This is a genomic window from Collinsella sp. AF39-11AT, from assembly GCF_003474585.1.
Taxonomy (GTDB): Bacteria; Actinomycetota; Coriobacteriia; order Coriobacteriales; family Coriobacteriaceae; genus Collinsella.
In genome coordinates, this window is the sequence record NZ_QROG01000001.1 from 72,347 (window position 1) to 91,047 (window position 18,701).

An 18,701-nucleotide genomic window follows, 5' to 3' on the forward strand; every position below is an offset into this window, starting at 1 on the left:
CATCATTTGCTTTATCGGCTCGGCCCTACTCGTGGGTATGCCCTACGTAGTCTTCGTCGATCGTAATCTTGGCAATCGACTTGGGATATTCCGATTCGACCCGTTGTGCCAGCGCGTGCTTTAAGTCATCGGCACTCATCTGCAGATCCGAGGGACGCACGCAGTCAAAGATCACGTTGGTGTGCGTAGGACCCGGCACACAGCGTAGGTCATGAATCGAGAGGCGGCTATCGATCTGTTGAGCCATGGCGTTAATGCGTAAACGCATGCTCGCCACCTTGGGGTCATCGGTCACGATGGGATCGTAGTGAAGCGTGACGATCATGCCGTCTTCGACCCTAAACGACTGCTCGATGTTATCGAGTGTGTCGTGACTTTCCAGCGGGCTGGTCTCGGCCGCCATCTCGGCGTGCGCACTTGCAAACTTCCTGCCCGGACCATAATCGTGAACCATAAGGTCGTGGACGCCCAAAACGCCGGGATAGCTCATGATCTTGTCTCGAATGTGCTTGACCAGCCTGGGATCGGGCGTCTGGCCCAAAAGCGGGCTCACCGTATCCTGGATGAGTTCAAAACCGCTCCAGCCAATATAGGCGCCAACGGCAAGGCCGACCCATGCGTCAAGATTGATGTGCGTCACCTGCGAAACAATTGCGCACGCCAGCACGGCGCCCGTAGCAAGAACATCGTTCTTGGAATCCTGCGCGGTCGCATGCAGCGTCTCGGACTCAATGCGGTCACCGAGCTTTTGGTTGAGGGCCGCCATCCACAGCTTTACAACCATCGAAAGTGCCAGGACTGCCACCAGGGCAAGCGAGAACTCGACAGGTTCGGGGTGGATGACGCGCTCGACCGAGGACTTGATAAGCTCAAGGCCGATCAGCAGTACGAGTGCCGCCACGACCAGACCCGAGAGATACTCGTAGCGACCGTGGCCGTAAGGATGCTCGGGGTCGGCCGGCTTGCTCGCCAGCTTAAAGCCCAGCACGCTCACGATATTCGAGCTGGCATCGGACAGGTTGTTCATGGCATCCGCCACGATCGAAACCGATCCCGAAACCACACCAATTACGCCCTTCGCAGCACATAGTGCCACATTGGCGAGAATACACACCACGCCCGTCAACGTGCCCACGCGCGCACGGTCGCCCTGCGCACGCTTAACAATCCACTCGACCATCTGCATCCGCCCCCACGGTACTGCCTATATATCTATTGCTCAAACGGATTGTAGTGTAGCCACTTTGTCCTCCAGATACAAAAAGGCCGCAACCCGCACGGGCCACGGCCTTGGAACATGACAAAGGAATCGTCCTTGTGTCGCACAGGTTTATGCGCTCACTTCAGCAGCGCTCGCCACTGTTTCGGGTGAATCGGCTCCGTCCCCTGTCGTCTGCCCCTTCGCCGGCACCACGCCAAAGCAGTAGCTCAGCGCCGCAGACACCGCAAATGCCACACCGCCGGCAGCGCAGCACCACAGCAGGTTCGAGATGCCGCCCGTGGCAAAGCCAATGACCATGAGGACATTCGTCATGCCGATGGTATAGGCCGTAACGTGGCCCACGGCTGCAACAAGGCCTCCGACGGCGCCGCCAATGGCCATGCACGTCAGGCACCTGCCATATTTAAAGCCGCAACCGTACAGCGCCGGCTCGCTTACGCCGCCAAGAACACCCGAGATTGAATAGCCCAGCATGAGCGCCTTCTCGTCCTTATCCGCAACGCGAAGCGACGCGCCAAAGGGCATGCCCCAAACGGCGAACGTTGCCATCGTCGCGGCGATCAGGATGCACGAATCCGTTCCCACACTCATAAACTGCGCATAGGCGAGCGATAGGACAACGTTGCTGATGCCGGCGATCTTTAGGAACTCCCAGCCCGCGGCAAGCCCCATGAGCGTGAGCAGCGACACGATGCCACCGGAATTACCAAGCATAAACATAAGCTGGCCCAACAGCATGCCCAGATAGCTGCCCGCCGGCGCCGTAATACACAGCGAAACCGGAACCATAACGAGCATGGTTGCAAACGGAACGAACGAAAACGCCACGGCCTGAGGGATAACGCGCCGAAAGAAACACTCCACTCGCCATAGCACGGGCACCGAGATGAGAACCGGGATAACAGTTGTCGTGTAATCGTTGACCGGCGCGGGAAGCAGGCCATACACGGAAGTCATCGATGCCCCCGTCGTCGATGCGGCATCGACGAGCTTAAGCAGATCGGGCGCAATCAATACGCCGCCCAGCATCATGCCCAGCTGCTCCGAGCAACCGAGCTGGCGGGCAGCCGCCCAACCAAGATAAATGGGCAAAAAGTAGTAGCCGGCGTTATAGAGCCAACTGTAGAACAGGCGATAGATTTCGGAATCGGCAGACCACAGGCCCAGCATGCCTTCGCCCATAATGACGGCGACGGTACGGAACAACGCCGCGCAGACAATAAACGGCAGCGCCGACATCATGCTTTTGGACAGATAGTCCACCACGGCCATGGCGTTTGATGAGACCGTCGTTGTAAACGAGGTGTTAGAAACTTGTGACATGGAACGCCTTTCCCAATGTGACATGCAGACTTTTCCTTTGTCACATCGTGCGGTACTGACCGATTGTGCGGTACTTTTCGTAGCGGAGGTTTGTGAGGGTGGCGTCGTCGAGCTGCCCAAGCGTATCGAAGGCATCAAATGCCGAGGACATGACGGCACCGGCGATCTCCTCATGCGACAGGCCCCTATCGTCAACAATGCCGTCGATGATGCCGAGCGCCAACAGATCGGGGGCCGTGAGCTTCAGCGCCTCGGCGGCCTCATCCGCGCGCTCGGTATCCTTCCACAGGATCGACGCACAGGCCTCGGGGCTCACGACCGAATAGGCCGAGCTCGAGAGCATCAGGATGCGGTCGGCCACGGACAGCGCCAGCGCGCCACCAGAGCCGCCCTCGCCCGTCACCACCGAGACAATCGGCGTCTTAAGGCCGCTCATCTCCATGAGATTCCGGGCGATCGCCTCACCCTGGCCGCGCTCCTCGGCACCGATGCCGCAAAACGCGCCCGAGGTATCGACCAGGCACAGAACCGGTCGACCAAACTTTTCGGCCTGGCGCATAAGGCGACGCGCTTTGCGGTAGCCCTCGGGATGCGCCATGCCAAAGTTGCGGCGCATACGCTCTTTGGTCGTGGTGCCGCGCTCGATGGCGATGACCGTTACGGGGCGTCCGTCTTTCCAGCCAATGCCAGCCAACACAGCGGCGTCGTCGCCAAAGTAACGGTCGCCGTGCAGCTCCACAAATCCATCCAGGCCCAGCGAGATCATCTCACCCGCCGTGGCGCGATCTGCCGAGCGGGTCTGCTTGACAATCTCGAGCGCGGTTTTTGGTGCCGCCGAGCGCTTAAACAAGTGTCCCAGCTTTTTGCCGCGGCGACCCGTATGCACGATTTCATGCGGTGCCCCCAAGCCGGGCGCGTGCCCTTCGTGCAGCGCCAGCAACTCGCCTACCGTGAGCGCAATCTCGCCACGCGGAACAACGGCATCGCAAAAGCCGTGCTCCAGCAAAAACTCGGAGCGCTGGAATCCCTTGGGCAGGCGCTTGTGCATGTTCTGCTCGATCACGCGCGGGCCGGCAAATGCCGTCAGGGCATCGGGCTCGGCCAGGATAATGTCGCCCTCCATGGCAAAGCTCGCGGTTACGCCTCCGGTCGTGGGGTCGGTGAGCACCGTGATATACAGGCCGCCCGCCTCGCTGTGGCGCCTAACCGCCGCAGAAATCTTGGCCATCTGCATAAGCGAGGTCACGCCCTCTTGCATGCGCGCACCGCCCGAAACGGTAAAGCCGACGACTGGCAATCCCAGCTCGGTCGCACGCTCAAATGTGCGACAGATCTTTTCGCCCACCACAGAACCCATCGAGCCCATCATAAAGTTGGCGTCCATAAAGAAGAGAGCTGTATCGCAACCGCAGATTTTGCCCCTGCCGCACACAACGGCATCGCGCTCGCCCGAACGCTCGCTCACGCTCTTGAGTTTGTCGGCATAACCGGGAAACGAGAGGAAGTCCTCCGACGCCAGATTGGCATCCCATTCCTCAAACGTGCCCTCGTCGACCGTCATGCGCATGCGCGCGCGACCGCTCACGCGAAAGTGTTTGCCGCAACGGGGGCAGACCTCGAGGTTGTCGTGCAGGCGTGCCTCATCGATCACACGGCGGCAATCCGGGCACTTGATAAACACGTGGCGCGCGGGAAACTCGGCGCACGACTCGGTTATCGGCCCCTCGAGGACGTTGACCGTCTTCGCTTTTCTATTCATCAGCATAGAGATGCCCCATCAGATCGGTGTGATACATGCCCAACAAGAACTCGTCGTTTGCCAGCACGTCGAGCTGAAGCTCGCTGTTTTCGCTCACGCCCTCAATCACGAGCTCGCCCAGGGCCGAACGCATCTTGCGAATGGCGCCGTCACGCGTGGGCGCACACACGATGAGCTTGCCAAGCATGGAGTCGTAGTACGGCGGAACGTTCGCACCGGTAAACATGGCGGAATCCCAGCGCACGCGCGGACCACCCGGCACACGCAACGCGGTGACCGTTCCGCATGACGGCAGAAAGTCCGGCGTTTCGGCATTGATGCGGCACTCCATGGCGTGGTTGCGAACCGGCATGTCCTCCTGCTCAAAGGGCAGAGGCTGGCCGGCTGCCACGCGCAGCTGCCACTTGACCAAGTCGGTATCAGTCACAAACTCCGTAACCGGATGCTCCACCTGCAAGCGCGTGTTCATTTCCATGAAGTAGAAACTGCCGTCGTCCGAATACAGGAACTCGATGGTACCGGCTCCTTCGTAGCCGACGGCACGAGCCAGGTCACGCGCTGCCTTGTGCATGCGAGCACGAATGTCGTCGCGTCCGTCGAGGCACGGCGCGGGGCTCTCCTCGATCAGCTTTTGGTTGCGACGCTGAACCGAGCACTCGCGCTCGCCGAGCGAAAACACATGGCCCTGCTTATCGGCCATAATCTGCACCTCGACATGGTGCGCCGGCGCGACGAACTTCTCCATGTAGCACTCGCCGTCGCCAAAGACGGCCTCGCCCTCGGCACGCGCCTCGATGAACGCCTTTGCCGCATCTTCCACGCGCTCGACCTTGCGAATACCGCGGCCGCCACCGCCTGCGCGCGCCTTGATGAGCACGGGACAGCCGATGCGCTCGGCCTCGGCTGTTGCCTCCTCGGGACTTTTGAGCAAATCGCAGCCCGGCACGATGGGCACGCCCGCCGCGGCAGCCGTTCGACGTGCGGCGTCCTTGTCGCCCATGCTGTCGATGACCTCGGCCGAAGGACCGACAAACGTCAGGCCATACTTGTCGCAGTCGCGCACGAAGCTCGCCTTCTCGGAGAAAAAGCCATAGCCGGGATGAATTGCCTTGGCGCCCGACTTTACGGCACAGGTGAGCACGGCATCGTCGTTGAGGTAGCTCTCGGCAAGACGCGGGCCACCGATGCAATACGCCTCGTCGGCAAGCTGCACGTGCAGCGCGTCCGCATCGGCCGTGGAATAAACGGCGACGGTCTTGATGCCCATATCGCGGCACGCACGGATAACACGGACCGCGACTTCGCCGCGGTTGGCGATGAGCACTTTGTCGAACATGAGCCTTCCTTAACTTTCGTGCATGAGTGCAAAAGACATATCGGCGCGGCAGCAAACCTCACCGTTGACGCTCGCAGTACCCGTCGCAAAGCGGAACGGCCCGCGCGCACGCGTGATGTTGCACACCAGATCAACCGTGTCGCCCGGGCGCACCGGACGCTTAAAGCGCACCTTATCGAGGCTCGTATAGAACGGCGTCGCGCCGCGCGCCTCCTCGTCGCCCATCAGCAGCACGCAACAGTTTTGGGCGAGCATCTCGCACTGAATCACGCCGGGGACTACCGGGTTTCCCGGAAAATGCCCCTGCAAAAAGTACTCGTCACCCGTAATCGTGATCTTGCCGTGGGCCTCGTCGCCCACCAGCTCGGCTTCGTCGAGCAAAAGCATCGGCTCGCGATGCGGCAACAGTTTCTTGAGCTCTTCTTTGTTCATGGACATCACCTATCCGATCCTCATAAGGCAACTGCCGAACTCCACGAGGTCGCCGTCGGCCACGCAGATCTCGAGCACCTCGCCGTCTGCCTCGGCCGTCACCTCGTTGAGAACCTTCATGGCCTCGATGATGCAGAGGGTCTCACCGGCCTTGACCTTGGAGCCCACGTGCACAAACGGCTCGTCGCCCGGCGCCGGGGCAGCATAGAAAACGCCGACCATGGGAGCGGTCACCTCGGTGCCCTTGGGCTCCGGTGCGGCGGCAGGCGCCTGCGCGGCGGGCTCCGGTGCGGCGGCAGGCATGGCGACAGGAGCCACCGCCGGAGCAGTCACGGCACCCGGCATAGGCATGGGCACGGCAACCGGCTGCGCGGCGCTCGCGCGCTCGAGTTCGACCGCGGTGCCATCGGGCTCCTCAACGCGTACGCGCGTGAGGCCGCGGTCCTCCATAACATCGGCTATCTCGGCAAGTCTTTTGGAATCCATGCTCTAGCTCCTCGTATATCTACGCAGCGCGATGGCGGCATTGTGCCCGCCAAAGCCCAGGTTGGTCGAAAGCGCCCAGGTAAGGTCGACGCGAACCGCGCGATTAGGCGTGTAGTCAAGATCGCAGGCGGGATCGGGCGTGTGGTAGTTAATGGTCGGCGGCACCACGCCCTGCTCGAGCGCCATGGCGCAGGCCATGACCTCGATGGCACCCGTGGCGCCGATCATGTGGCCGGTCATCGACTTAGTCGACGAGACGTGCGCGGCGCGCGCCGCGTCCTCGCCGAGCGCACGCTTAATGCCCGCCGTCTCGGACGAATCGTTGAGCTTGGTCGATGTGCCGTGGGCATTGATGTAGAGGCCCTCGGAAGGCTTAACGTCGCCCTCGGCCACCGCCAGCGATATCGCACGGGCAATGCCGGCAGCCTCGGGATCGGGGCTCGTGATGTGATAGGCATCATCGGTGTTGCCGTAGCCCACGACCTCGGCGTAAATGTGCGCACCGCGCGCCTGCGCATGTTCTATGCTCTCGAGCACGAGCACGCAGGCGCCCTCGCCCATCACAAAGCCGTCGCGGTCTGCATCGAACGGACGGCAGGCCGTCGCGGGATCGGGGTTGGTGGTCAATGCGCGGCAGGACGTAAAGCCCGCAACGGCATCGGGGATAATTGCGGCCTCGGCGCCGCCCGCGAGGATCGCGTCGGCATAGCCGTGCTTGATGGCGCGGAACGCCTCACCCACCGCATGGGCAGAAGTCGCGCAGGCAGTCACGACGGGTAGGGTCGGGCCCTTTGCCTTATGGCGAATCGCGATGTTGCCCGAAGCCATGTTGGGGATCATCATCGCAATCATATAGGGTGATGCACGGCGAGGCCCTCGATCGGCAATCGTGTGGACGTTGTCGACGAGTGTCTGCATGCCGCCCACGCCTGAACCCACGTAGACGCCCAGGCGCTCGCGATCGATGGCGCCTTCGACATCAAGGCCCGCATCGTGCATGGCCTCGTCCGAAGCCGCCATCGCAAACTGAACGCAGGGGTCGAGGTGCTTGGCATCGTGCTTACCAAAGTACTCGTTGCCGTCAAAGCCCTTGACCTCGGCCGCCACCTTGACAGCAAACGCATCCGTATCGAAGTGCGTAATCGGGCCGATACCGCACGTGCCGGCGCACATAGCCGCCCAAGTGGCAAGCGCCGTGTTGCCGAGCGGCGATACGGCACCTATGCCGGTGATTGCAACTCTCTGTTCCATCATGGTCTCCTCATCCAAGCCGTTCTTCGGCCCTGGTTTCTACATCGCCATTCCGCCGTCGACGCGTACAACCTCGCCCGTAATGTAGGAAGCCGCATCGCTCGCCAGAAAGCGCACCACGCCGGCCACTTCCTCGGGACGTGCCATGCGCTTAAGGGGAATCTGTTCCTCGGTTGCCGTACGCACCTTCTCCGAGAGCTTTGCCGTCATATCTGTCTCGACAAACCCGGGAGCGACCGCGTTCGCTCGTACGCCACGAGGCGTAAGCTCGCGCGCCACCGCCTTGGTAAGCCCTATCACGCCCGCCTTGGAAGCAGCGTAGTTGGCTTGTCCGGCATTGCCCATCAGGCCCACGACCGAGCTCATGTTGACGACGCAACCGCCGCGCTGGCGCATAAAGGTCTTGGTGAGCGCGCGCGTCATATTGAATGTTCCCTTGAGATTGACATCGAGCACGCGATCGAATGCGTCATCGCCCATGCGCATGAGCAGGCCATCGCGGGTGATGCCGGCGTTGTTGACGAGCGCCCAAATGGAACCAAAGTCGTTGAGGACCGCTTCCACGCACGCGTTGACAGCAGCGGGATCGGCCACGTCGCATTGATATGCGCGTGCCGTGGCGCCAACCGCCTCACAGGCTTCGCACGTCTTGCGCGCCGCATCGACGCTGCCGGCATAGACGACGGCGATATCAAAGCCGTCCTCCGCCAGACCGACAGCGCAGGCGCGGCCGATACCCCGCGAGCCGCCCGTGACCAGTGCCACACGACGTGAGTCGTTGCGCTCGAGCGCGCCGTTGTTCAAGTTGCCCATGTCATTCCTTTCGGGTTACAGCCCTGTGGACTATGCGAGCTCGTCGGCAATAGCTGCGACCTGCTCGGCCGTTTCGCACGAATACACGCGAACGTCGCTCAGCGTACGCTTGGCCAGGCCCGACAGCGTTTTGCCAGGGCCGACCTCAATAAACGTGTCGATGCCCTGATTCTGCAGAGCATGCAGCGTGTCGACCCAACGAACGGCATGACTCACCTGATTGGCCAAGACATCCGATGCCGCTCGCGGGTCCGCCGGATAGGGCGCCGCCGTCATGTTTGCCATGACCGGAATCAGCAGCGGTGACGGCGCGTGGCCGGCTTGGATATACGTCGCCAGCCCCTCAGTCGCCTCGGCCATATAGGGGCTATGAAATGCGCCCGACACCGCGACTTTCATAGCGCGGCCGCCAGCCTCTTTTACTAGGACGTCGAGCTCCTGCAGCGCCTCGGGCGCTCCGGCAACAACCGTCTGCTGCGGACTGTTGTAGTTGACCGGCCAGCAGTCCTCGCCGGCCTGTTTTGCCAGGTTCTCGACTTGCGCCGCATCGAGCTTGATGACGGCGCGCATGCCGCCCGGATGGCGCTCGGCAGCCGCGGCCATCAGCGCCGCGCGCTCGCACACGAGCTCAAAGCCCGCTCGCGTATCGAACGCCCCCGCAAAGGTGAGCGCGGCGACCTCGCCAAGCGAAAAACCCGCACAGGCGGCAGGTACCACGCCGCGCTCACGCAGGGCGACAGCCGCTGCCAGATCGTGAACGAACACGCACGGCTGCGTGTTCTCGGTCTGCGAGAGTTCCTCCTTGGAGGCGCTTCGGCACTGCTCACTGGTCCCCGGGCGCACCTCGTCGACAATGGCGAACACCTCGGCGGCCGCCGGCGATGCCTCGATCAGGTCGACGCCCATCGCGGGGTGCTGGGCGCCCTGGCCGGCAAACAGAAACGCTACGCCACCCATGCGCACGCACCCTTCAGGACGTGCTCGGCGCCATCGACCAGGTCGTCAACGATTTCACGTGCACTTTGGCGCTCGTTGACCATGCCGGCAATCTGTCCACACAAAAACGAGCCCTCTTCGTAATTGCCGTCCTTGGCGGCCTTGCGAAGGGCGCCCGTGCCCATGGCCCCGAGCTCCTCGACGCTTACGCCCGCCGCCTCGCTCTTGGCGTAGGCGTTAGTGAAGGGGCTCTTGAGGGCACGCACCGGGTGTCCCGTCGAGCGGCCGGTCGCACGCGTCGAGGTGTCGTTGGCCTTCAGGACCATCTCCTTGTACTGCTCCGATACGGTGCACTCATCTGCGATCAGAAAGCGCGTACCCACCTGCACGCCGGCGGCGCCCAGCATAAAGGCGGCCGCCACGCCGCGGCCATCGGCGATACCGCCAGCCGCAACCACGGGAATATCGACCGCATCGACAACCTGTGGCACCAGTGCCATCGTCGAGGTCTCGCCAATATGGCCGCCTGATTCGGTACCCTCGGCAACCACGGCAGTGGCTCCACGACGCGCCACGAGACGCGCCAGCGCCACCGAGGCAACGACCGGGATGACCTTGATGCCCGCCTCGTTCCACGCCTTCATGTACTTGGTGGGATTGCCGGCACCCGTCACGACGACCGGCACCCGTTCGTCAATCACGACCCGCGCGACCTCGTCGGCAAACGGGCTCATGAGCATGACGTTGACGCCAAAGGGCTTATCCGTCCTGGCGCGCAGCTCATGAATCTGGTCGCGCAGCCAGTTGGCGTCGGCGTTCATGGCCGCGATAATCCCTAAGCCGCCCGCCTCGGACACTGCGGACGCCAGCGAGGCGTCGGCGATCCAGGCCATACCGCCCTGGAACACGGGCTTTTCGATGCCGATCAGATCGCAGAGAGGAGTCTTGAGCATCTCTACTTCTCCAATGCCGCCTCGACCGTATCGGCGAACTCGCCGACCGTCTTGGGGTTCTCCTCGGTATCGAGCTGGATGCCAAACTCGTCCTCAACGGCGACGAGGATCTCGACGGTGCCCAGACTGTCGAGACCAATCTCCTCGAGCGTGGACTCGGGCTTCATCTCGACGTCGTCAAGACCGGCGGTCTCGCGGATAACATCGCAAACGCGCTCGAAGGTCTTCTGATCTGCCATGGTAGTTCTCCTTTGTTTGTGCCCTAGGGGCGTTTTTATTTCCTATGTGCGACTACTTCCAACGAAGTAGATAGCCACCTATATCCAGACCGGCGCCAAATCCAACGAGGGCGATGGTGTCGCCCGTGTGAAGTGCACCGGCGTTTGCCAGCCGGTCGAGGGCAAGCGGAATGCATGCGCTCGAAATGTTGCCGGTCTCGCGCAGCGTTCGAACCACGCGCTTGTCTGGCACACCGAGGCGCTTGACCGCCTGACTCAGGATTCGTTCGTTAGCCTGATGGAATACAAAATGGTCGATGTCCTCGACCGAAATGCCCGCATCGCTCGCAAGCTTATGGACCGTGTCGCAAATCGCGTTGACGCCGAACTTGAACACGCGGCGGCCATTCATGGACAGCACGCTCTCGCTATCTGCGGAGGCCTTAAACGGCGAGGTGCCGACCAGACCGGGAACGCACAACGTCTCGACGTCGGGCGCCGTCGAAAGCTCAACGGCAAGGGGGCTGTCTCCCCCAGCCTCAATCACCGCGGCGCCTGCCCCATCGCCAAAGAGCACACAGGTGGCGCGGTCGGTCCAGTCGAGCGCGCGCGTCATCTGCTCGGCGGCAACGACAAGCACATGCTTGGCTCGTCCTCGGGCGATATAGCCCTCGGCAACATCGAGCGCAAATACGAAGCCGGCGCAGGCAGCCGAGACATCGAAGGCAGGGCACGTCGCGCCCAGTCGCTCAGCAACGGCACACGCCTCGGCGGGAACAAGGTGGTCACCCGTCGTCGTCGAGCAGACGATCAGATCCAACTGGCTCGCGTCGATTCCGGACACCTGAAGTGCCCGCTCGCTCGCCGCTACGGCAAGGTCGTCAAGTGACTCGGTGGTGCAGACGTGGCGACTCTTAATACCTGTGCGGGTAAAAATCCACTCATCCGAGGTATCGAGGAACTCGGACAGCTCGTCATTGGAAACACTGCGCTTAGGAAGCGCCGAGCCTGTTCCAAGAATCGTGAAACCCATCACTAACCTCCTTTGAGTTGTTGACGTGTTTACATCGACCAAGAGAGGATAGCGCATTTCAGTCGTTGTTAACGTGTTAACATTAAATTGTCCAAATGCGACAAAGGCTTCACATTGTGTCTCTCTCGACACCATTGCGTTATTCACTTATTCATTAAGGAGGTAGCAGCCGTTATGGATGCCAAATTAACGATAGTCGACGTAACCGGATCGACCAACGATGACCTGCTCGAAGCAGGAAAACAGGGAGCGCCGCACGGCACAGGACTTGCCGCCCGGGCTCAGACAGCAGGACGCGGCCGGCGCGGCCACAAGTGGGATTCAACCGCCGGCAACCTATTGCTTTCGATTGTCCTGCGTCCATGCGTTAATCCTGCGAAGTACTCTGGTCTTGCTGCCGTCAGCGGCCTAGCGGTGCTCGAGGCGCTCGAAAAACAGGGTCTTGCAAACGAGATTGGCCTCAAATGGCCCAACGACCTGGTCGCGCGTGGACGCAAACTCGGCGGCATTCTGGTCGAGGCCGCACGCGATAACGAAGGCAAACCTTTCGCCGTCTGTGGCATTGGTGTCAATGTGAACTATGCGCCCCAAGAGGTGCCCGATGGCGGCCTGCCGGCAATCGGTCTCTCGAACCTTAACGAGAACGTTCCAGCTGTCGACATGCTCCTCGATGAGGTCTATCACGCAGTTATAGACGCTATAGATGCCTGGGCAGAACGCCTCAACGCCATGGAAGAAAACACCGGACCGCTCGCGCCCGTCCACGGCGAATATGTCGCTCACCTCAATTGGATTGGAAAGCACGTTATCGCCCGCTCCCCTGCCGGTGACGAGCTGGCGCGAGGCATCTTTAAAACGGTCGATGGCTTTGGTCGTGCGTGCATCGAAACGGAGGACGGCGTGCGATCCTTCCATTTTGAGGAAGCGTCATTGCGCCCCTTGAGTGAGTAGGTCGCCACAGCCAGCCGCTCGGCAGCCTTACCCGGCGATCCAAACCCATCATGCAAAACAAAAGGGCCCCGCTACCGTAACGGCAGCGGGGCCCTTTAAGCTATGAGCGATATCGCTTAGAGCTTGATGTCGATGTCGACGCCAGCGGGGAGGTCGAGACGCATAAGCGAATCAACGGTGCCCGAGGTGGGGTCGAGGATGTCGATGAGGCGCTTGTGGGTGCGCATCTCGAACTGCTCACGGGAGTCCTTGTTCACGTGCGGCGAGCGGATAACCGTGTACAGGTTGCGCTCGGTGGGCAGGGGGACAGGACCGGAAACGCGAGCGCCGGTCTTCTGAGCGGTCTCGACGATGAGCTTCGCGGACTGATCGACGACCTCGTGATCATAGCCCTTGAGGCGAATGCGGATCTTCTGGGTAGCCAACTTAAACCTCCAAAGAGTGCGAGAGATGCTCTCGCGGATTACGTAACAGGGAGCTCGAACTTAGGCGTTCTTGCTCATGACCTCGTCCACGATGGACTTGGGCGCGGGCTCATAAGAGTCGAACTGCATCGTGTAGGATGCACGGCCCTGGGTCTGGGAGCGAAGGTCGGTAGCGTAACCGAACATCTCGCCCAGCGGCACCTTGGCACGGATGAGCTTGCTGTTCTTGCGATCCTCCATGCCCTCGATCTTGCCGCGGCGACCGGAGAGGTTGCCCATAACGTCGCCCATGTACTGCTCGGGGGTCTCGACCTCGACAGCCATGATCGGCTCGAGCAGCTGCGGGTCGGACTTCTTGAGGGCGTCCTTGATAGCCATGGAACCGGCGATCTTAAAGGCGGCCTCGGAGGAGTCGACCTCGTGGTAAGAACCGTCGAACAGGGTGACCTTAACGTCGAGGACCGGGAAGCCGGCGATAACACCGGTGTTCAGGGCCTCCTGGATGCCCTTGTCGATGGACGGGATGTACTCCTTGGGCACGACGCCGCCGACGATAGCGTTGACGAACTCGTAGCCGAAGCCCTCCTCCATCTTCTCGAGCTTGATGACGGCGTGGCCGTACTGACCGCGACCACCGGACTGACGGACGAACTTGCCCTCAGCCTTCTCGACGTCGTGACCAGCGGTCTCGCGGTAGGCAACCTGGGGCTTACCAACGTTAGCGTCAACCTTGAACTCGCGGAGCAGACGGTCGACGATAATCTCGAGGTGCAGCTCGCCCATGCCGGCGATGATGGTCTGGCCGGTCTCGTGGTTGGTGGACACCTGGAAGGTCGGGTCCTCCTCGGCGAGCTTGGTCAGAGCCAGGGACATCTTGTCCTGCTCGGCCTTGGTCTTGGGCTCGATGGCAACGTCGATAACGGGCTTAGCGAACTCGATCTTCTCGAGGACGATCTCCTTGCCCTCGGCGCACAGGGTGTCACCGGTGGTGGAGTTCTTGAAGCCGACGCAAGCGACGATGTCACCGGCGGCAGCGTCGTCACGGTCGATACGCTCGGCGGCGTTCATCTCGAGGATGCGGCCGAGGCGCTCGCGCTGACCGTTGGAAGCGTTGACAACGTAGGAGCCGGACTCGGCGCGGCCGGAGTAAACGCGGACGTAGGTGAGCTTACCGACGAACGGGTCGGTCATGATCTTGAAGACCAGGCCGGAGAAGGGCTCGTCGAAGGAAGGATGACGCTGAATCTCCTCGCCGGTGTCCGGATCGGTACCGGTGACGGCCTCGACGTCAAGCGGGCTGGGCAGGTAGTCGACGACAGCGTCGAGCAGCTCCTGAACGCCCTTGTTCTTGTAGGCGGAACCCACGAAGACGAGGTTGAGCTCGTTGGCCAGAACGCCCTTGCGCAGAGCAGCCTTGAGCTCCTCGACGGTGAAGTCCTCCTCCATGAGGATCTTCTCCATGAGCTCGTCGTCAAAGCTGGCAGCAGCGTCGAGGAGCTCCTCGCGCTTGGTGGCAGCGATGTCGGCAAACTCAGCCGGGATCTCGTCCATCGGCTCGGGGTAGGTCATACCCTTCTCGTCGGCCTTGAAGTCCCATGCAGTCATGGTGACCAGGTCGATGACGCCCCAGAAGTTGTCCTCGGCGCCCATCGGGACCTGAGCGGCCACGGCGTTGGCGTCGAGACGATCCTTCATGGTCTCGATAGCGTTGAAGAAGTCAGCGCCCACGCGGTCATACTTGTTGATGAAGGCGATGCGGGGGACGTTGAAAGTGGAAGCCTGACGCCAAACGGTCTCAGACTGGGGCTGAACGCCGGCAACGGCGTCGAAGACGGCGACAGCGCCATCGAGGACGCGCAGGCAGCGCTCGACCTCGGCGGTGAAGTCAACGTGGCCCGGGGTGTCGATGATCTGGATGCGGTAGTCCTTACCGTCCTTGTTCCAGAAGCAGGTGGTAGCAGCGGAGGTAATGGTTACGCCGCGCTCCTGCTCCTGAACCATCCAGTCCATGGTGGCAGCGCCCTCATGAACCTCACCGATCTTGTGGGTCTTACCGGTGTAGTAAAGAATACGCTCGGTCGTGGTGGTCTTACCGGCATCGATGTGGGCCATGATGCCGATGTTACGGGTATCGGAAAGCTTGTACTTAGGCTTAGCCATGTTAGTTCCTTACCTTAACTTACCAACGATAGTGAGAGAACGCGCGGTTGGCCTCGGCCATCTTGAAGACGTCCTCACGCTTCTTGACGGAAGCGCCCAGGCCGTTGGAGGCGTCGAGGATCTCGTTGGCGAGACGCTCGGCCATGGTCTTCTCCTTGCGAGCGCGGGAGAAGTTGACGATCCAGCGGATACCCAGAGCGGTGGAACGACGGGAGTTGACCTCCATCGGGACCTGATAGGTAGCGCCGCCGACACGCTTGGGCTTAACCTCGAGCGTGGGCTTGACGTTGTCCATAGCCTTCTTGAAGGTAGCGAGAGCGTCGCCACCCTCAGACTTCTCGGCAACGATCTCGAAAGCGGTGTAAACGATGCGCTCAGCGGTGGCCTTCTTGCCGTCAAGAAGGACCTTGTTGATGAGCTGAGTCACCAGGCGGTTGTTGTAAACGGCGTCAGGCTGAACCTCACGACGATTAGCTGCTGCACGACGCGGCATGTGAAATCTCCTTAAGTGTCTACCGTGCGGCGCTTAGGCGGCACACGGCGAAAGTATCAAAACGTTATCTGGCTTATTTAGCCTTGGGGCGCTTAGCACCGTACTTGGAACGGGCCTGCATACGGTTCTGGACCGGAGCAGCGTCGTAGGCGCCACGGATGACGTGATAACGGACACCAGGGAGGTCACGGACACGACCGCCGCGGACGAGCACGATGGAGTGCTCCTGCAGGTTGTGGCCCTCACCCGGGATGTAAGCAGTAACTTCGATGCCGTTGACAAGGCGAACACGGGCAACCTTACGAAGAGCCGAGTTCGGCTTCTTGGGGCTCGTGGTGAAGACGCGGGTGCACACGCCGCGCTTCTGGGAGTTGTGCTGCAGAGCAGCGTTCTTGGACTTCTTGGGCACGGAACGACGGCCCTGGCGAACCAGCTGGTTAATAGTAGGCAAAGCGTACTCCTTCTCGAATGATTCCAGCTTTCTGTAAAGTGCAACGGCTTGAATCGAGGGGTCAGCATCCCCCTACGAAACACGCAGTTCGATAGGATACGTGCCGTTAGCTGTGTCGTCAACAGACCACGCCGCCGGGCGTATCCCAAAATAGGCACATTTCCGCAAAGCCTACACAAAAGGAATCCCCTCCTGTGCGCTTGGGCGGATTCCCGGCCCGGGCGGCGCGGGGGTTAAGTTTGCTGCTCTACAGTCCTGGCTCGCACGGAGGCCACATTAAGTGGCCTCCGGCTCGTGCGGAACTCGCGACAAACTTAACCCCTGTGCCGCCCGGCCCGGGAATCCGACGTACTCGTCAGGACAACGCTACCTGCCAAAAAGGGACAGGTTTATTTTGGTCGGTTTTATCTGGGGAAACGTCGCGCTCCAGCGGTGATCCGACCTCACTAGCACTGTAGATTGACGGTGTTTTCGGAAGTATGCGGCAAATTATGAACTTACCGAGCACACAGGGATTTTGCGATAACAAACCCGCAGGTAGAACGCTTGAGCATATACGGTGTGGTCGACCCATCAAGATTTTGCCGCATACTTCAGAAATGCAGGCGAATATCGTGCGGTCTAACCGCCCATTTACCGCAAAGAAGGCCGCTTCCCCTAGTAGGAAGCGGCCCCAAATCTTACGAATAGACGATGGTAAAGGGTTCCGACGTTTCGGCGCCCCCTGTTGAAGTGCAGCGTGTGCCTTCGAGCGTTACTGAAACCACTTGGTCGACATCAATCAACTTCGTTGGCACCCAAATGTTCTCTCCGCTATTGCGTGCCATCGAAACATAGAAATTGTACGCCCCTGCGTCGTCATCTTCGATAATCTGCTCCGATCCATCCTTGTAGCTGACGGTCAGTTTATGATCAACTGCTTCATAGCCCAGATCATCGATGTGCGTCTGGATGGAAAACGGGCTGATCTCGAGAGGCGAGTCATCGGAGCGGAGTTCCTTTGTATCGACGTACGCTCCAACGCTAAACTCGGGCGTCGATGCCTCGAACAGCTTCGCGTCCTCGCCTTCGCCCTCAGTCCAGCAGATATTCCAGGTGACCGTATGTCCCAAATCTCGCTCACGATCCCACGAGGCAAAGTACATCGTGCCATTAATGACCGTGTCGCTTGATGTGTCCTTATCAATTGTGCAGCGTGTGTCAGCCCATTCCTCGCCGAAGTTCATGCTGGGCGTGCCGATGCCTTGTTCTTCTTCACCATAGAGAACAAGTTCGCCTGTCTCTGCTGCCGGCTTGTAGTAGTTAACGCCATTTGAATTGGACAACGTAAACGTCACGGCTCCGCAGCCGTTTTGGTCAATAGCCATCTCATGGATATCAAGCGTATAGCCGTTACCCTCGACGGACAGATTAACCTCCTGAACTGCGCCCTCCAGGCTTTGGGGCGCGATCCCGTCACCAAACTCTCTGGTGTAGGTATATTTAGTCCCCGATGAACCGCCGTTGGTCCAGGTAATGGAATCCCCGTTGCCGTGGTTTCCCCAGGCTGAGGCAAAATAGCTGGAATTGATAACTGCGTAGGCGACCCCTCCGGTCGCCAACACTCCGACAAGACATCCGATTACGGCAACATAGAGAGGCTTCGCGTGGCCCTTTCGATGAAGCGGCTCACCCGCAGCGGTATTAAGGACGCGATCTGCAAGATTGCTATCGGCTTGGATGGACTCGAAGGCCTGCTTGATTTGATTGGATTTCACGGTCGCCCTCCTCTAGGATGAATTTGAGCTTCGATCGACCACGAGCTAAACGCGTTCGAACGGTCGCGGCTGGTACATGCAACAACTCGGCAATCTCTGAGGTCGAAAAGCCCAGATAGTAATAGAGCACGATGGGGATACGGAATCGTTCCGGAAGCCGCATGACATCTGACAGGACGGCCTTGGTCTCATCCTGCGCTGTCGAAAGCGACTCGGCCAGGTTCTCAATATCCTCCACACGCCTCCATGGCTTTCGAAAGAGAGATTTGCATTCATTGATCGTGACCCGGATAAGCCATCGACGAAGATGTTCCCAGCTTTCAAATTGCGCATCGCTTTTGAGTAACTTCAGAAAGACGTCTTGAGCGACATCGTCGGCGTCGGCGCGATCACGCAGGTACGTCAACGCGATCCGAAACACGACATCCCGGTGGTCTTCGACCACCTGTCTAAATGCTTGTTCTTCCATAATCACCTCCCGGTGACGTTAATAATTCTTGGTGAGGCCCTCACCTTAAATACGCTCTTGTCGGGCGAAATGTTTCAAATTCAAGCAGGAAAAACCTACCAAAATAAACCTGTCCCTTTTTGGCAGGTCTCCAACGGATCAACGGAACGCAACAGGTTGAGCATGCACAAGCGAGCGGCCCCCAGAGCGTACAAGGTGGCATGAAAAAGGCAGGGCATTGACCTTTTGGTCAT

19 protein-coding genes are annotated in these 18,701 nt (G+C 60.3%); 1 reads left to right on the forward strand and 18 read right to left on the reverse strand.

Going from position 1 to position 18,701, the window contains the following annotated elements; all coding sequences use genetic code 11:
* Positions 1-25 precede the first annotated feature (25 nt).
* The 12 genes from DW037_RS00390 to DW037_RS00445 form a co-directional block, all read right to left on the reverse strand.
* Entirely contained in the window at positions 26-1,180 is a 1,155-nt protein-coding gene (locus DW037_RS00390) for a cation diffusion facilitator family transporter (RefSeq protein WP_233505655.1), read from the reverse strand.
* A 150-nt stretch (positions 1,181-1,330) separates the two neighbouring features.
* Positions 1,331-2,545: a PTS transporter subunit EIIC gene (locus DW037_RS00395; RefSeq protein ID WP_117629224.1), complete on the reverse strand. Its 1,215-nt coding sequence runs from the start codon at positions 2,543-2,545 to the stop codon at positions 1,331-1,333.
* Between the two features lie 40 nt (positions 2,546-2,585).
* On the reverse strand, positions 2,586-4,310 hold the full coding sequence (gene accD / locus DW037_RS00400) for an acetyl-CoA carboxylase, carboxyltransferase subunit beta (RefSeq protein WP_117716432.1): 1,725 nt from the start codon (positions 4,308-4,310) through the stop codon (positions 2,586-2,588).
* The gene (locus tag DW037_RS00405) at positions 4,297-5,640 is read right to left on the reverse strand and encodes an acetyl/propionyl/methylcrotonyl-CoA carboxylase subunit alpha (RefSeq protein ID WP_117716433.1); all 1,344 of its coding nucleotides are present in this window, start codon (positions 5,638-5,640) and stop codon (positions 4,297-4,299) included. Before DW037_RS00405 ends, accD begins: the two co-directional genes overlap by 14 nt.
* A 9-nt stretch (positions 5,641-5,649) precedes the next feature.
* Positions 5,650-6,072, reverse strand: coding sequence for a 3-hydroxyacyl-ACP dehydratase FabZ (fabZ, locus tag DW037_RS00410; RefSeq protein ID WP_117716456.1), 423 nt, complete (start codon positions 6,070-6,072; stop codon positions 5,650-5,652).
* Positions 6,073-6,081: 9 nt separating this feature from the next.
* Positions 6,082-6,558, reverse strand: coding sequence for an acetyl-CoA carboxylase biotin carboxyl carrier protein (gene accB, locus DW037_RS00415; RefSeq protein WP_117765060.1), 477 nt, complete (start codon positions 6,556-6,558; stop codon positions 6,082-6,084).
* Between the two features lie 3 nt (positions 6,559-6,561).
* Positions 6,562-7,809 carry a beta-ketoacyl-ACP synthase II gene (fabF, locus tag DW037_RS00420; RefSeq protein WP_117817116.1) on the reverse strand — a complete coding sequence of 416 codons (1,248 nt, stop codon included), beginning with the start codon at positions 7,807-7,809 and terminating at the stop codon, positions 6,562-6,564.
* Between the two features lie 39 nt (positions 7,810-7,848).
* The gene (gene fabG, locus DW037_RS00425) at positions 7,849-8,622 is read right to left on the reverse strand and encodes a 3-oxoacyl-[acyl-carrier-protein] reductase (protein WP_117817115.1); all 774 of its coding nucleotides are present in this window, start codon (positions 8,620-8,622) and stop codon (positions 7,849-7,851) included.
* Positions 8,623-8,652: 30 nt separating this feature from the next.
* Positions 8,653-9,579 (reverse strand): ACP S-malonyltransferase, encoded by a 927-nt coding sequence (locus DW037_RS00430; RefSeq protein WP_117799712.1) that lies wholly within the window; start codon positions 9,577-9,579, stop codon positions 8,653-8,655.
* Entirely contained in the window at positions 9,567-10,511 is a 945-nt protein-coding gene (gene fabK, locus DW037_RS00435) for an enoyl-[acyl-carrier-protein] reductase FabK (RefSeq protein WP_117716438.1), read from the reverse strand. Before fabK ends, DW037_RS00430 begins: the two co-directional genes overlap by 13 nt.
* 2 nt (positions 10,512-10,513) lie before the next feature.
* Positions 10,514-10,750, reverse strand: a complete 237-nt coding sequence (locus tag DW037_RS00440) for an acyl carrier protein (RefSeq protein WP_006235019.1) — start codon at positions 10,748-10,750, stop codon at positions 10,514-10,516.
* A 52-nt stretch (positions 10,751-10,802) separates the two neighbouring features.
* Positions 10,803-11,762, reverse strand: a complete 960-nt coding sequence (locus tag DW037_RS00445) for a 3-oxoacyl-ACP synthase III family protein (protein ID WP_117646091.1) — start codon at positions 11,760-11,762, stop codon at positions 10,803-10,805.
* A gap of 174 nt (positions 11,763-11,936) precedes the next feature.
* Here DW037_RS00445 and DW037_RS00450 point away from each other — a divergent pair, with 174 nt between their 5' ends.
* Positions 11,937-12,713 (forward strand): biotin--[acetyl-CoA-carboxylase] ligase, encoded by a 777-nt coding sequence (locus tag DW037_RS00450; RefSeq protein ID WP_117716439.1) that lies wholly within the window; start codon positions 11,937-11,939, stop codon positions 12,711-12,713.
* 116 nt (positions 12,714-12,829) lie between these two features.
* Here the strand turns inward: DW037_RS00450 and rpsJ are convergent, their stop codons facing one another.
* The 6 genes from rpsJ to DW037_RS00480 all read right to left on the reverse strand — a co-directional run bounded on the left by rpsJ (position 12,830) and on the right by DW037_RS00480 (position 18,468).
* A complete protein-coding gene (gene rpsJ, locus DW037_RS00455) occupies positions 12,830-13,138 on the reverse strand; it encodes a 30S ribosomal protein S10 (RefSeq protein WP_022094184.1) in 309 nt (102 codons plus the stop codon).
* 60 nt (positions 13,139-13,198) lie between these two features.
* On the reverse strand, positions 13,199-15,298 hold the full coding sequence (gene fusA, locus DW037_RS00460) for an elongation factor G (RefSeq protein ID WP_022094183.1): 2,100 nt from the start codon (positions 15,296-15,298) through the stop codon (positions 13,199-13,201).
* 19 nt (positions 15,299-15,317) lie between these two features.
* Complete coding sequence (rpsG, locus tag DW037_RS00465) at positions 15,318-15,791, reverse strand: 30S ribosomal protein S7 (protein WP_006235013.1); 474 nt, start codon at positions 15,789-15,791, stop codon at positions 15,318-15,320.
* 73 nt (positions 15,792-15,864) lie between these two features.
* Entirely contained in the window at positions 15,865-16,242 is a 378-nt protein-coding gene (gene rpsL, locus DW037_RS00470) for a 30S ribosomal protein S12 (RefSeq protein WP_006235012.1), read from the reverse strand.
* Positions 16,243-16,922: 680 nt separating this feature from the next.
* Positions 16,923-17,999, reverse strand: a complete 1,077-nt coding sequence (locus tag DW037_RS00475; protein ID WP_117629233.1) for a DUF4179 domain-containing protein — start codon at positions 17,997-17,999, stop codon at positions 16,923-16,925.
* Positions 17,950-18,468 (reverse strand): RNA polymerase sigma factor, encoded by a 519-nt coding sequence (locus DW037_RS00480; protein WP_233505656.1) that lies wholly within the window; start codon positions 18,466-18,468, stop codon positions 17,950-17,952. Before DW037_RS00480 ends, DW037_RS00475 begins: the two co-directional genes overlap by 50 nt.
* Between the last annotated feature and the right edge of the window lie 233 nt (positions 18,469-18,701).

What these genes read in the sequence shown, in the direction of transcription:
- DW037_RS00440 (WP_006235019.1), bottom strand. Translation starts at nt 10,750, where the DNA reads ATGGCAGATCAGAAGACCTTCGAGCGCGTTTGCGATGTTATCCGCGAG.
- fabF (WP_117817116.1), bottom strand. Translation starts at nt 7,809, where the DNA reads ATGGAACAGAGAGTTGCAATCACCGGCATAGGTGCCGTATCGCCGCTC.
- fusA (WP_022094183.1), bottom strand. Translation starts at nt 15,298, where the DNA reads ATGGCTAAGCCTAAGTACAAGCTTTCCGATACCCGTAACATCGGCATC.
- DW037_RS00395 (WP_117629224.1), bottom strand. Translation starts at nt 2,545, where the DNA reads ATGTCACAAGTTTCTAACACCTCGTTTACAACGACGGTCTCATCAAAC.
- DW037_RS00405 (WP_117716433.1), bottom strand. Translation starts at nt 5,640, where the DNA reads ATGTTCGACAAAGTGCTCATCGCCAACCGCGGCGAAGTCGCGGTCCGT.
- accD (WP_117716432.1), bottom strand. Translation starts at nt 4,310, where the DNA reads ATGCTGATGAATAGAAAAGCGAAGACGGTCAACGTCCTCGAGGGGCCG.
- rpsG (WP_006235013.1), bottom strand. Translation starts at nt 15,791, where the DNA reads ATGCCGCGTCGTGCAGCAGCTAATCGTCGTGAGGTTCAGCCTGACGCC.
- fabG (WP_117817115.1), bottom strand. Translation starts at nt 8,622, where the DNA reads ATGGGCAACTTGAACAACGGCGCGCTCGAGCGCAACGACTCACGTCGT.
- DW037_RS00445 (WP_117646091.1), bottom strand. Translation starts at nt 11,762, where the DNA reads ATGGGTTTCACGATTCTTGGAACAGGCTCGGCGCTTCCTAAGCGCAGT.
- DW037_RS00480 (WP_233505656.1), bottom strand. Translation starts at nt 18,468, where the DNA reads ATGGAAGAACAAGCATTTAGACAGGTGGTCGAAGACCACCGGGATGTC.
- DW037_RS00390 (WP_233505655.1), bottom strand. Translation starts at nt 1,180, where the DNA reads ATGGTCGAGTGGATTGTTAAGCGTGCGCAGGGCGACCGTGCGCGCGTG.
- accB (WP_117765060.1), bottom strand. Translation starts at nt 6,558, where the DNA reads ATGGATTCCAAAAGACTTGCCGAGATAGCCGATGTTATGGAGGACCGC.
- DW037_RS00450 (WP_117716439.1), top strand. Translation starts at nt 11,937, where the DNA reads ATGGATGCCAAATTAACGATAGTCGACGTAACCGGATCGACCAACGAT.
- fabZ (WP_117716456.1), bottom strand. Translation starts at nt 6,072, where the DNA reads ATGAACAAAGAAGAGCTCAAGAAACTGTTGCCGCATCGCGAGCCGATG.
- DW037_RS00430 (WP_117799712.1), bottom strand. Translation starts at nt 9,579, where the DNA reads ATGGGTGGCGTAGCGTTTCTGTTTGCCGGCCAGGGCGCCCAGCACCCC.
- fabK (WP_117716438.1), bottom strand. Translation starts at nt 10,511, where the DNA reads ATGCTCAAGACTCCTCTCTGCGATCTGATCGGCATCGAAAAGCCCGTG.